The sequence below is a fragment of the Paenibacillus solanacearum genome, assembly GCF_910593845.1.
Lineage (GTDB): Bacteria > Bacillota > Bacilli > Paenibacillales > NBRC-103111 > Paenibacillus_G > Paenibacillus_G solanacearum.
The window spans coordinates 48,941-60,442 of record NZ_CAJVAS010000037.1; the positions used below are offsets into that span (position 1 = coordinate 48,941).

Here is an 11,502-nt window from a genome sequence, read left to right on the forward strand (position 1 = left end):
TTGTGCCCGCATTCTATTTGTTTTCCACAAACAGCTCAAAACATCTTATAACGTTGCTCCGCCTGTTGCCCTGACTTCTCATACCATGAACTAGATATGTCGCCCTAGATAATAATCTTTGAAAATAGGACAGACGCTTATTAATTCACTCCCATCTGCCATATTACGATTGGTAAGTAATTCCAATCATATCTAAGGAGGAATGATTTTTGAAACGAAAATGGATGATGCTCGTCGTCGTTTTTGGAGTTTTATCGTCATTGTTCGCCGTCCCGGCAAGCGCCGTTCCGTACTCACCAACCGCTTTTGCGAAATTTACCGTGGATGAATGGTGGTATGACCTATATGATGACAGAGGCTTCGCTTATAAAAATGTCGTTTATACGGATCGAATTGAATTTGCGTATAATACCGACATGATCAGCGTAACAGGAAACAAATTCCGGATCAGAAACCTTGATGGAACCCCTACCACCTACACGACGACTTTCGGATATATGACGACAGGCTTAAACTGGCTGTGGATGAGGGATCTCGAATCTTCCGCCGCCGTTATTACGCCCGATGGCCAGCTGCATGACAGCTATCGGGATACGAATCAAATCGAATTTGTTAGGATTAGCTTAGATAACAAGTATATTATTAAAACAACCGTATACATTACTGGTTGGGCTGATCTGCTGGCCCCTACATCGACCATTCACGCGACTCCCGCTACAATCAATGGTGGAACAGAAGCCTTCCTGATCACGATCAACGCAGCTGACGATCTCTCCGGAGTCAAGCATACGGAAACCAGAATCGATAATTACGGATCCACGTGGTCCGCTTATAACGGTCCGTTCTACGTCACAAAGGATAGACTGCCGTTAAAAATCAGCTACAGGAGCGTGGACAATAGCGGGAATGTGGAACAAATCCGAGTGCTGGAGCTTAAATAATACAAGGCGACAATGAAGTCGCGCAACCGACACAAAATAGCCGTCCTCGCCTGAACGGGGAACGGCTATTCTTCTGCACTAGGAAAGACTTCAAGCGAAGATATCGTTCTTCTTCAGCTCTTGTTTGATCTCGTCCAGTAATCTTTTATACGCTGCCGGCGGTTGATCCGCAAGTCGTTTCCATTCGCTTTCAAGAAGCATGGTGTACGCCGTATGAAACGCTCGTTCTTGGGGAACTTCAATATCGGGACGAACGCCAGCGCCCTCCCAATTGCCCCCTGTTACCGGATTTATGGCGCGGCCGTTAGGGATGAATACGTCGAACGCTCTATTGATTCGGTACGTTTTCCCCGGATGGGCCCCGCCTCCGGTCCGTTCCCCGACAATAACGGCGCGGCCTATCGCTTGCAAATTATAAGCAAACTCCTCCGCGGCGGAAAAGGTTTTGCGGCTCGTTAATATATAAAGCGGCTTGCTCCCGCCGTATCTTCTCCCGGGAACATACGGCAAGCTCCAATACTGCTGAATTTCATCCTTGTTTCTCCAATACAAATCGTTCAGATGAACCGGCGGCGGCTCCAGCAAATAGCTCGCAAGGAATGCGACCATGTGCGCAGAGCCTCCAAAATTTTGACGTAAATCAATGATCATGCCGTTCGTATTTGCCAAAAACGTCATCGCGCTGGACGCCGTTTCCCCGGCATGTTCGGGCGGCGCAAAAACTCGAAACTCCAGCAGCCCGATATTTCCCGCCAACCGTTCGATTTTAGCGAATCCGTAGTTGTCAGCCTTCAGCATGGCCAAGTAACAGTCTTGTTGCACCTTTTGCTCCTTTTCGGTTGTTTCGGCTTGACGTTCTTGCTCTTGATGCCGTATTTGTAAATGCCGGTCTTGCGATATGGCTTGCAGCTGCGAAGTTACGAGTTTCGCGAACGAGGAAAGGTCTTCGACGCCCTCGTATTCGCAGTCATTCATTCTGCGAATAATCTCCTCGCTCATTTTTTCAGCGGTTTCGGGAAAAACGTAATGTTCCAGGAGCAGGTTGGACAGCGCTTGGATAGTATCCGCCTTGAGAATATAGTCCATCTCGTACCTCTTCGCCGCCCTACCCGATCTCGATGATCGTCAATATATTGCCGTCTAGGTCAAAAAAATCAAACCGCCGCGGGTCGCCCTCGCGATAGCCGGTCATCTTGACCCCGCGTTCTTTCAGCTTTGCCCGTACCGAGTCCAGGTCTTTCACCGCGAAGTTAAAAGGGCAGTAGTTTTGATTCGCGATGTAATCCTTGACCTCGACAAGATGAAAACCGACATTTTTGCCTACGGCCAGCCCGGCAAATCTGTTGTTCCGCCAGCACACCTCAAGCCCGAAAATATCCGTATACCAATCGACCGCTTTCCCCAATTCGCGCACCGGCAAAAATACCGCGTCAATCCGCTCGACCAGCTTCTCTTTCAATTGCTCCGTCATAGGTTCCACCTCATCGCATGATTTTCATAATAATCAAATGAAACTTTTTAGCATACGTTTTCTCGACTAGGACAAGTGTCTAACCATATCGTGCAGTACAGCCAAACCGGCCGTTTCGGCCTCACGCGCCTCCCGAAGCAGCCTGACGGCTTCGGACCTCAAATGCGGGTCCGTCGTGTCCGCGCCTTTCGGGAACGGAAACAAATCGCGCAATCCGAGCCAAGCCCCGTAGCTGGACAAATAAACGTCCGCCGCCTTCAGCATCATTTGCTGCAGCGCGCGGTCTTGAATGGCCATGCAGTGCGTGATGGCCGATTGGGTGAAGAACGGAATCAGGTGCTGTCGCGATGACGTAACCCATAACAAATTGTAGCTGGTGAAAAACCGGTGCGCCGTTCCCGCCTCAAAAGCCTGGATCCATGCGTCGATGGCAGCGATCCCGTTCCTGCGCCCGTTACGTTTCTCACCATCGTCCTCTATATGTCGAATGGCCAGGGAGAGCGCCGTATGCAGCGTTTTCCGATAACTCGTATCGTCCTTGTCGTTGTAGCGTGAAACGTTCAGCTGCGGGAACGCATCCCGCGCTTTCAAAACAAGCACAAACAGCTCCGGATCGATCGGCGTGCCGTTTCGGGAACGCCGTCCAAAAGCTTCGTAAGCGAGCTCCCCGCCGCTTCGCGCGTTAATGTCGTGAACGTTCAACATGTTTCGCTCGTCGTCGTATCCATAAATCAGCCCATGCTCATAATTGTCGAGGTTAAATCCGACAACGGCGATCCCGCGATCGATGCTTTTGCGGATCATGTCCAGCGCCTGCTCGACAGCGGTTTCGTTCCAGTCGCGGCCGTACATGTTCGCCGCAAACATCTCCATGTCGAACCCGAGATTGTGCAGCGCGGCGCGGAGCAGGCTGCCGTCCCCGAATACATCCATCGGCATCACGTTCGTATCCGTGTTGATGACGAACGCCTGTCCCGTATAGACCAATGCCTGCGGCAGTGTGATCGATGGGTTCCCGTATTTCATAGCGCCGTACAATGCGAGCGCAAACGAATTGTAGCAATCGTTCCAATTGAAGCGCTGACGTTCCAAAATCTTTTTCCCAGCCGCACCTGCTGCACGGGCATGATCGCCGCTGCCTCCCGTATTGACTGTATTGCCGTTAACCAAAGATTCGCCCATCCGTCCTTCTCGCAAGCTGCTCATATCGTTTCCCCCTCAACTTGTACGTATCCATTCCTAAATAAGAATTGAAATGTTCCGAAACTTCTGGTAGATTAATAGAACCATTTGAAGTGTGCGACTGGCGTAAACGTGGAGTACCACGAGGAAGCACATGGGATCATAAGCCGTACGCCTGGGCAAAGTATTCGGTCATGAAGACCGGGTACTTTTATTTATTTTGCGGAAGCAGATAACTGGCGTTTCTATCTCTTCAACGCTTGGGAGGGTATTAACCATGGTGCCGGATCTTAAACATGCGGCGGTTGTTGTCGAAAAATTGGAACAAAATCGCATTGATTACGCATTGGGCGGAAGCGGCTTGCTTCATAGCCTCGGTTTGACCGACGTCGTTCGCGATTGGGACCTTATGACCGATGCGCCTAAACATCGCGTTCTGGAAGCTTTGCAGCATTTCGAAGTCACAGAAATTATAAGCGGCGATTATCCGTTTGCATCCGAGTATAAGCTGCTCATTCATGACAAGGATCCCCAAGTGGAAATTACGGGTCGATTTTCCATCTATAGCAGCAAAGGCCTTTGCCGCATCCCGGCGGCTGCCGTGTCCCGGTGGAACGGCATTCACGTCGGCAGCCCAGAAGCCTGGTATGCCGCATATGCGCTAATGAACAGGAAAGAAAAAGCGGAGCTGCTGCTTTCGTATCTCAAGAAAGCCGTCGCCAATCAAAGCATGATCCACATTCTGATGAATGAACCGTTTCCCGATGAGATATTAGAAGAAATGAAATCTTTACGTTCTCCGTTACCGGAATGACTTATCGGGTTACGTTTACATACCAGTGTGCGGCTTTTTCCAAATGCGATACAGGCACTTGATGATGAATAACCGATTTAATCCCCAATTAATGACCTCCTGTTGGATTCACCTGTCTTGCAAAATATTGGTATTATTATCCATATCGTTACTTTATACCATCGATACCGGCCTTGTAAACTAGCAAAACGGACTATATTGCCGAATAGAAATTTCTTAACTGTCGGATTACTAAATAAAGAATGTGAGGTTCGTATTAATGAAGACTGTTAGTCAAGAAATCCAAGATTTGTCCATTAAATCCTTGGAGTCGACTTTTAATAAAATTTCAAATGCTTATAAAAGCATGACAGAAAAAGGTTCAAACACAGCCCTCGTTAAAAAGAGACAAAACGCTGTAAAAATTGGTTTAGAGAGCCTCAAGGGTACTTGGAATGGGGAAGATTTTTCCTATGACGAAGAAATCATATTGACTACTAAAGAAGTTCTACAGGGTGTCGTCCCATCTGTCGAAAAACAGATAGCAAAAGCAAAAGAAGGTAGTTCTCAAAAAACATTAAATGAGCATCGCTTAACTGCACTTAAACTAGCAATCGAATCCTTGGAGAACCGTCTTATATAAGACGGTTCCTCGACTATTAAGTGTTCCCAGAATCGGGTCCTATTAACTTCCATTTTAACAGAGTCTTCCCATAAAAAGGATGATGGGATGCCCACAAGTGGGTGATCGAAATAGAAAAAGCTCCCCGCCTGGAGAGCTTGATCCGTGCACTATGAAAAGGTCATATTGGATGCCGCGGCCATATCCGCGAAAGACCGAAACCGATCGTTATAGCTCGCGATGATGTCGGCTGCGGTTTGATTGCCTTGGCTCCAGGTGCTATGACCGTCTTGGACTACCGTCACCTGGTAGCCGAGCCTGCTTGCCCGGCTGCACGTCGCATTGATGCATAGATCGGTCTGCACGCCCACCGCAACCACTCTTGCAATTCCGAGCTTCGCCAATTCCGCATGAAGATTTGTTTCATGAAAAGAGTCCGGGGTGTGCTTCTGAATGATGATGTCTCCGTCCGCAGGAGCAACCATCGGGTGGATGCCCCAGCCTTCGCTATTCGTTTCCAGCGGCTCGCCTTCCCCTTCGTTATGCTGCACATAAATCACAGGCGTCCCGGACGCCCGGGCTTTGTCAATCAGCCCGCCGATGCGTTCCAGCAAACCTTGGCTATCGTATACCGGATCGGCTTCCATAAACATCCCGTTCTGCATGTCAATAACGAGCAGGGCCGTTTCAGCTTTCATTGTCATCGCTCCATCTTTATCAAAATGATATGCTCGTTTTTGCCATTTCTATGATTTCGGTAATAAAAGGATGTTTTGCTTTCGTATACGCCGCCCGGTCTTGAGGATATTGGTCGGCAAGCTGCTTCTTCAACTGCTCATACCGCTTTAATGCATCGGAATTGGCTCTTAAATAATTTCTGAACAAGAGGTTCTGGTTCCATTCGTCGCTTCCGAATGTATAGATGTGCAAGTGATGCGTACCGGCACCCCGCTCCCCTCTTCTAAAAAATCTTCGATTCGGCAATTCCGGGTGAAATACATGCTCAAACCGAATATCGCGTAACGGTTCAATGAATGGGTTGACCACACTAAGATCATGTACACCAACCATAAAATCAATAATCGGTTTCGCCGACAAACCTTTAACGGATGTACTGCCGATATGTTCCATGCCCAGAATCGCAGACCCGAATACTTCTTTTACCTCTTCCGATGCCTTCTCATATTGTGCTGACCAATCCGAACGATACGGCACAATCACCACATTTCTTTCCAACACAGCACCTCCGTCAAATGATCCGACAAAGCGGTTTACACATGCTCCATATCTTCATGCTTGATCGCGTTCTCGTGCCGTTCTTTTTCCCACGGGATAATATATGGCTTATTTTCTTCATTCGATTCGAGGCACAGGACGAACTCCAAATCATCCGGCGTCGTGCGGCGAAGTGCCACCTTTGAAGATCGTGTCAAAATAACCATCTCTACACCGCCATTCACTATTCGTCATTTCGCGATGCAATGATTCCGTCCAAATGGATCTTGCCTTCGGCCGAGCCTTCCGTGGCGTACACTTGATGCATAAACGCGTCAAACGTCAATTCGCATTGCTCAAGCTGCCGTTTGGACTCGCCAAGGAGCGGGCAGCCGAAAAAATCCCGCTTTGCGATTTTTTTGTGCCATCGTTTTAACTTGGCCAGATCTGCTTCGTTCTCCTCCACTTCATGATAACTGAAATTTCCCTTCGAAGTTTCCGATTCGATTTCTTGCAAAAACAGCCGGCAGCCGCCTAAAAATTCTTCCAGCTCTGCTACCCGCTGCTTGTTGAATAGCTTCCTCAGCTCCTTCTCCGTGCCATCCGCAAAGCGTTCAACCTCAAGCAGCAGCGCCTCACCGGAATTGGCCGTGATCATCTTTTGCAGCGCCTCGATTTTTTTCGCTACCTCCTGCGTTTGCGGCGCCACGCAGACCGATTGCTGAATATAGACGACGCCTAGCGCCTTGAGCGTTCGCCAGATGCGCACCCGAAGCGTTGAAGGCTCCGCCGGTACTTTGTACGATAAAATGATCCATTTCACGTCTGCGTGCAATGAGTTCTCCTCCTGACCTTCCGCAAGAAAAAAAACGAAACATCTGTTGCATACACAATGTAAAGATGCTAATTTAAAAATACCACTACCGAATCGAAAGGTAAATCATATATGAACGTAAACGTGAAGGCGGAAGGCAAGAAACCGGAATCGTTGCTACAGAAACTCAAAGCACTCGCCAAAAAGCTAAAGCAAAGTCTGATGACGATTTATTTGGCTTACCGTGATCCGAGAGTGTCTTGGTTTGCAAAACTGTTTGCCGTTTGCGTAGTGGCCTACGCGTTCAGCCCGGTCGATCTCATCCCCGATTTTATCCCGGTCTTTGGGTACTTGGACGATCTGATCCTTGTCCCTCTGGGGGTATACATTACACTGCGTTTGATTCCAACGGAAGTACTGGAGGAGTACCGCGCCATGGCGGAGGAACGAAGGAAATTGGGGAAGCCGAAAAATTGGCTAACAGGGGCCATCATTATCGCGGTATGGCTCGGTTTGGCGCTGGCGGCATCGTTGTACTTGTATAAACTGTTTTTTTGAAGCCCTTCTAAAGAGAACTATCAGGAACTCATAGCTGAATACAAACAAAGCGCTTTCGGTCGCCAGCTTCGCCGCAGAGCTGTCACCATACACAAAGACCGCGAATCAGGCGCGAGCCTGAGTGCGGTCTTTGCGTGGAATAACCCGGCTTCTCCGCGATCGTCCGCTGGGAAACCGTATTACGTTCGATTTCGATTCATATGAACTACCGTTTCCCCGTCAACGATGTCCCTGATCGCTTGAAGGACGGGATCAAATGCAGCAAGCGGCTTTCCGTACCCGAGGTTGAACGAGTAATCGAAATCAGGCGGATTGTCGCCTTGATTGTGCTGCACGATCGTTTCGATTTTATCGAGCGCTTTAACCAGCTTCGCTTCTCTCGTGTTCCCTTCGGTATACTCCCGCCACAAATCCATGACGGTCTGCTGCAAGCTTTCGGGCAGCGGGGCGATCAGCCTGCGCAGCGCGTCCTCTTCCTTATGCAGCTTTAACGCCGGATCTTCGGCGATCGTAGCCGATACGTCCCCTTCATAAGCTTCGCCAAGATCATGGATCAGCGACATGCGTAGCACCCGGCTCATATCGATATCCTGAACATGCGGTTCAAGCGCCATGCAGAACATCGCCAGCCGCCAGGAATGCTCCGCAATGCTTTCTTGCCTGCCTGTGCTGGTCCACGCGGTTCTTGTGTTGTTTTTGAGTCGTTCCAATTCCTTGATGAACAATAGCAGATGATGATACTCCATACCGAGCGGCCACCTCGCAGGTTACTCACCGGCTCCATGATCGCTGTCACTTTGCCGGATACAGGTATTGTAACGTTTCGATCCGTTAAAATACAGCCTGCGGAGGACGTCGGACTTGGAGGCTACTCCAGAATCAAGGTGCTGTCGAACCGCTCATAATCTCGAAAAACCCGCTGGTGATGTTTGGCGAAAAGCGCGCTGGAAGCTTCCGGCAGCCGGTCCAGCGGGAAAAATTGCGCGTCGATGCTTTCCTCCGTCTCCTGTTCCAGCGTACCTGTCCACTCATCGACCCGGAACAAATATTCAATAATATGGTGCCGGTTTCCCCAACGATCCGTGTATGATTGTGTTTCGGAGGACGAATAAATGGCTAGTAACGTTGCCTGAACGACGTCAAGCCCTGTTTCTTCCTTAACCTCCCGCTTCATAGCGTCGAACACCGACTCATCCAGCTCCATCGCCCCTGCCGGCATGCCCCACCCGCCATCGCCTCTGCGCCGGATAAACAACGCACGCCCCTCATCATCAAGCAGGATCGCTCTTACGGCGTTTACGATGATCTTTTGCGTGCCGATCGTCTTGCGAAGCTTTCCTACATACGAATCATGCCAACTGCCGCTCATGGACCTCATCCTTTGGATTTTTTTGGATGAGATGATCATACCAGCTCTGACTTAGCAATAAAATGATTGAATTCAGATGGAATCATTCGAATGTTGAGATGAATGGCATGCTCCGCTGTATGAGGAAACCATTCATCTTCCATATCGGGGCGAAAGCCCAGCAGCGACATAAAATAGCTTAAATAAAAGATCGAAAACAGAATATCTTTAATGTTAACTTAGCAGACTTGTGGCGTTTTTGTGAGACACAAGTCTGCTTAATTAATGATCATGCGAAACAATTATGCTTGAAGAATGGTATTTGGCTGATGCGGCGTTACGCTACCCCGAAACGCCGTTGAGTTGGTGAGAGCTACTTGAAAACCAAGATTCTCGAGCCTTCGAACGGCTTGCTTCATTGATGGCTTCTTTTTGTCGCTCTTCAAAGTAGTGGCTCCCTAAATCTTTGTAATCCTCGCCGCACGTAAGGAGATGGTAAACAATGGTCATGATGGAATGGGCGACAGCCACGGCCGCTCGGTGTCTGCCTTTTCGGGCTGCGATGCGTCGGTACTGAGCTCCGAGATAATTGTCGGATCTGCAGACGGAGTGGGCGACTTCAATGAGTGCCGATCGGAGGTATTTATTTCCTTTGCGAGTTTTCGAGGATTTTCGTTTGCCGGCACTTTCATTCTGCCCTGGAACTAGACCAACCCATGAACTGAGATGGGCGGGGGAAGGGAACCGCGAACCAACATCGGTCCCAACCTCGGCCAAGATTTGTTCAGCCGTACGGCGAGCGATTCCCGGGATCGTATCTAGCCGCTCAATGTCCTGCTGAAAAGGGTCGAGCCGTTTGGCTACCTCTATATCCAGTTCAACAATTTGTTCATTCAGAAAATCGATGTGTTTCAGCATGGTTCGGAGCATGATCCGCTGGTGTGCGCTCATATTTCCACGCAAGGCGAGCTCTAGCTCTTCTTTCTTTTTCTTCAGCGTTCGCCTTGCGAAGGCAGCTAGCTTCTCCGGATCTTCTTCGCCCTCGATCATGGCATCCATCATATCGCGGCTGCTCACCCCCATAATGTCGGAGACAACGGCAGCTAGTTTAATGTTGGCTCCTTCCAGCACTTTTTGGACCCGGTTGTGTTCGCGGGACCGTTCCTGAATCAGGCTGCGACGGTAACGAACTAATTCGCGCAGTTCTCTTTGGTTCCGGTCTGGGATGTAACTGGGTTTCAGCAGACCCTGGCGGAGCAGATTACAAATCCATTCTGCATCTTTTACGTCCGTTTTCCTCCCGGGAACGGCTTTGATGTGCTGGGCGTTAACGACGAGGAACTGAATCTCTTCAGCTTCAAGCAAATTCACGATCGGTTTCCAGAACATGCCGGTACTTTCCATGGCCACGTGAGTGCAGCGGTGTTGCTTGATCCAGTCGATCAAATCAAGCAGGAAAACCGTGTGGTACGAAACGTCTTAATCTCCTTTCCTTCGGGGGTTACGATGCAAGCGGTAATAGACTTCTTGTGAACATCCAGACCGCAAGCTCGCTCGATCAGGACATCCATAAAACTCACCTTTCTACGGCAGTTGAATTGAGAGGACTGGCGCAACAACCAGTAAGGGTTACTCTACCCCGCGTGCTTCCTGAAAAGGAGCGACATTCCGTGGTGCACCGTGGTCGTCGTAGTCAGACTAACGGATGGGTTCATGACACCATAGCGTAACGACCTTCCTCACCAGCCGTAACAATAGTATAAAACGTCGCACCAAAATTTTCATCCTCTGTGGCGCCCGACAGGGCATGGGGGCTAACGGGAGAATAGTTCAATTAATTCTACAGAATGCCGCGGGGATTGAGTATTTTAAAATCACAAATCAGACGTTATCTGCAAAGATTGGCAACAAAAGAATACCTATAGAGAAGGTTAGAGGTGAGAGCAGAGATCCACAGAGTGCGTGGCGATGACAATTGTTCAAGTGTGTTTGTGACGAAGCCAAAATAAGTGCGGAGCGTATCTGCCCTTATTATATTGTTGGATTCTTGACACGGGGAACATTTTATTCTCTAAAGTCTTCGGCTAAAATCAAAAACGCGCCTGAACCATGGTGGTTTTGCGCGTTTGTCGGGACGAACTACGGGGTTAGGACGGAATGTTCATAGCGGTCTGAATATTTTTCAGATCGAGCTGAATTTGCTCTGGAATATGGTAGGGATGGTATAGGCCCCGCTGCATCATGTAGTTTGTTATCTTTTCATGGGAGTCTATCGCTTCGTCGAGCTGTTTCATCAAAATTTGCTTGATTTCGGGGGTGGCACATTCGGTTACGGCCATGGCGTAGTTTCTGACTCCGCTCTTGGCGTTCATCAAAAAATCCATTGCGATCACGTCGTCGGTCAGCGTATGAAGCCCTGTCATGTGTTCTAATATTGTGTTCATGTTTATACCCATTCCTTTCGCTTCGCTCAAGGCACAAAACGACATGAAATCATTGTGCTTTGAGCTCATTTTTATTTATCCTAGACTTGCAGGGATACCAGTAAACTACAAATC

At 49.1% G+C, this 11,502-nt stretch carries 14 protein-coding genes, 1 pseudogene and 1 riboswitch; of the genes and pseudogenes, 4 read left to right on the top strand and 11 right to left on the bottom strand.

Features of this window, described 5'->3' with window-relative positions:
• The first annotated feature begins 209 nt into the window (after positions 1-209).
• Entirely contained in the window at positions 210-941 is a 732-nt protein-coding gene (locus tag KXG62_RS26565) for an OmpL47-type beta-barrel domain-containing protein (RefSeq protein ID WP_218095061.1), read from the top strand.
• A 90-nt stretch (positions 942-1,031) separates the two neighbouring features.
• On the opposite strand, the gene KXG62_RS26570 is transcribed toward KXG62_RS26565, so the two are convergent.
• From KXG62_RS26570 to KXG62_RS26580, 3 genes are all read right to left on the bottom strand, one after another.
• Positions 1,032-2,027: a S41 family peptidase gene (locus tag KXG62_RS26570; protein WP_218095062.1), complete on the bottom strand. Its 996-nt coding sequence runs from the start codon at positions 2,025-2,027 to the stop codon at positions 1,032-1,034.
• Positions 2,028-2,046: 19 nt separating this feature from the next.
• Complete coding sequence (locus tag KXG62_RS26575; protein ID WP_218095063.1) at positions 2,047-2,412, bottom strand: VOC family protein; 366 nt, start codon at positions 2,410-2,412, stop codon at positions 2,047-2,049.
• A gap of 66 nt (positions 2,413-2,478) precedes the next feature.
• Complete coding sequence (locus tag KXG62_RS26580) at positions 2,479-3,618, bottom strand: hypothetical protein (RefSeq protein ID WP_218095064.1); 1,140 nt, start codon at positions 3,616-3,618, stop codon at positions 2,479-2,481.
• 83 nt (positions 3,619-3,701) lie between these two features.
• Positions 3,702-3,782: riboswitch (ZMP/ZTP riboswitch) on the top strand.
• 89 nt (positions 3,783-3,871) lie between these two features.
• On the opposite strand from KXG62_RS26580, the gene KXG62_RS26585 reads away from it, so the two are divergent.
• Positions 3,872-4,408 carry a hypothetical protein gene (locus tag KXG62_RS26585; protein WP_218095065.1) on the top strand — a complete coding sequence of 179 codons (537 nt, stop codon included), beginning with the start codon at positions 3,872-3,874 and terminating at the stop codon, positions 4,406-4,408.
• Positions 4,409-4,667: 259 nt separating this feature from the next.
• Positions 4,668-5,030 carry a hypothetical protein gene (locus KXG62_RS26590; protein ID WP_218095066.1) on the top strand — a complete coding sequence of 121 codons (363 nt, stop codon included), beginning with the start codon at positions 4,668-4,670 and terminating at the stop codon, positions 5,028-5,030.
• Between the two features lie 149 nt (positions 5,031-5,179).
• On the opposite strand, the gene KXG62_RS26595 is transcribed toward KXG62_RS26590, so the two are convergent.
• From KXG62_RS26595 to KXG62_RS26610, 4 genes are read right to left on the bottom strand one after another with little or no spacing between them, the layout of a single operon-like run.
• Positions 5,180-5,707, bottom strand: a complete 528-nt coding sequence (locus tag KXG62_RS26595; protein ID WP_218095067.1) for a cysteine hydrolase family protein — start codon at positions 5,705-5,707, stop codon at positions 5,180-5,182.
• A 19-nt stretch (positions 5,708-5,726) separates the two neighbouring features.
• On the bottom strand, positions 5,727-6,248 hold the full coding sequence (locus tag KXG62_RS26600) for a GrpB family protein (protein ID WP_343223523.1): 522 nt from the start codon (positions 6,246-6,248) through the stop codon (positions 5,727-5,729).
• A gap of 32 nt (positions 6,249-6,280) precedes the next feature.
• On the bottom strand, positions 6,281-6,442 hold the full coding sequence (locus KXG62_RS26605) for a hypothetical protein (protein WP_218095069.1): 162 nt from the start codon (positions 6,440-6,442) through the stop codon (positions 6,281-6,283).
• Between the two features lie 26 nt (positions 6,443-6,468).
• Entirely contained in the window at positions 6,469-7,059 is a 591-nt protein-coding gene (locus KXG62_RS26610; protein WP_218095070.1) for a Chromate resistance protein ChrB, read from the bottom strand.
• A 111-nt stretch (positions 7,060-7,170) separates the two neighbouring features.
• On the opposite strand from KXG62_RS26610, the gene KXG62_RS26615 reads away from it, so the two are divergent.
• Positions 7,171-7,596, top strand: coding sequence for a YkvA family protein (locus tag KXG62_RS26615; protein ID WP_218095071.1), 426 nt, complete (start codon positions 7,171-7,173; stop codon positions 7,594-7,596).
• A 179-nt stretch (positions 7,597-7,775) separates the two neighbouring features.
• Here the strand turns inward: KXG62_RS26615 and KXG62_RS26620 are convergent, their stop codons facing one another.
• The 4 genes and pseudogenes from KXG62_RS26620 to KXG62_RS26635 all read right to left on the bottom strand — a co-directional run bounded on the left by KXG62_RS26620 (position 7,776) and on the right by KXG62_RS26635 (position 11,388).
• Positions 7,776-8,342 carry an HD domain-containing protein gene (locus tag KXG62_RS26620; protein ID WP_218095072.1) on the bottom strand — a complete coding sequence of 189 codons (567 nt, stop codon included), beginning with the start codon at positions 8,340-8,342 and terminating at the stop codon, positions 7,776-7,778.
• A 122-nt stretch (positions 8,343-8,464) separates the two neighbouring features.
• On the bottom strand, positions 8,465-8,965 hold the full coding sequence (locus KXG62_RS26625; RefSeq protein WP_218095073.1) for an NUDIX domain-containing protein: 501 nt from the start codon (positions 8,963-8,965) through the stop codon (positions 8,465-8,467).
• Positions 8,966-9,246: 281 nt separating this feature from the next.
• Positions 9,247-10,515, bottom strand: a pseudogene (locus tag KXG62_RS26630) (IS110 family RNA-guided transposase).
• Positions 10,516-11,091: 576 nt separating this feature from the next.
• Positions 11,092-11,388, bottom strand: a complete 297-nt coding sequence (locus KXG62_RS26635) for a spore coat protein (protein ID WP_218095074.1) — start codon at positions 11,386-11,388, stop codon at positions 11,092-11,094.
• Positions 11,389-11,502 lie beyond the last annotated feature (114 nt).

Bases quoted from the DNA above. Each gene is read 5' to 3' on its own strand.
- KXG62_RS26635 (WP_218095074.1), bottom strand. From the start codon at position 11,388: ATGAACACAATATTAGAACACATGACAGGGCTTCATACGCTGACCGAC.
- KXG62_RS26595 (WP_218095067.1), bottom strand. From the start codon at position 5,707: ATGAAAGCTGAAACGGCCCTGCTCGTTATTGACATGCAGAACGGGATG.
- KXG62_RS26620 (WP_218095072.1), bottom strand. From the start codon at position 8,342: ATGGAGTATCATCATCTGCTATTGTTCATCAAGGAATTGGAACGACTC.
- KXG62_RS26580 (WP_218095064.1), bottom strand. From the start codon at position 3,618: ATGAGCAGCTTGCGAGAAGGACGGATGGGCGAATCTTTGGTTAACGGC.
- KXG62_RS26575 (WP_218095063.1), bottom strand. From the start codon at position 2,412: ATGACGGAGCAATTGAAAGAGAAGCTGGTCGAGCGGATTGACGCGGTA.
- KXG62_RS26570 (WP_218095062.1), bottom strand. From the start codon at position 2,027: ATGGACTATATTCTCAAGGCGGATACTATCCAAGCGCTGTCCAACCTG.
- KXG62_RS26590 (WP_218095066.1), top strand. From the start codon at position 4,668: ATGAAGACTGTTAGTCAAGAAATCCAAGATTTGTCCATTAAATCCTTG.
- KXG62_RS26585 (WP_218095065.1), top strand. From the start codon at position 3,872: ATGGTGCCGGATCTTAAACATGCGGCGGTTGTTGTCGAAAAATTGGAA.
- KXG62_RS26625 (WP_218095073.1), bottom strand. From the start codon at position 8,965: ATGAGCGGCAGTTGGCATGATTCGTATGTAGGAAAGCTTCGCAAGACG.
- KXG62_RS26615 (WP_218095071.1), top strand. From the start codon at position 7,171: ATGAACGTAAACGTGAAGGCGGAAGGCAAGAAACCGGAATCGTTGCTA.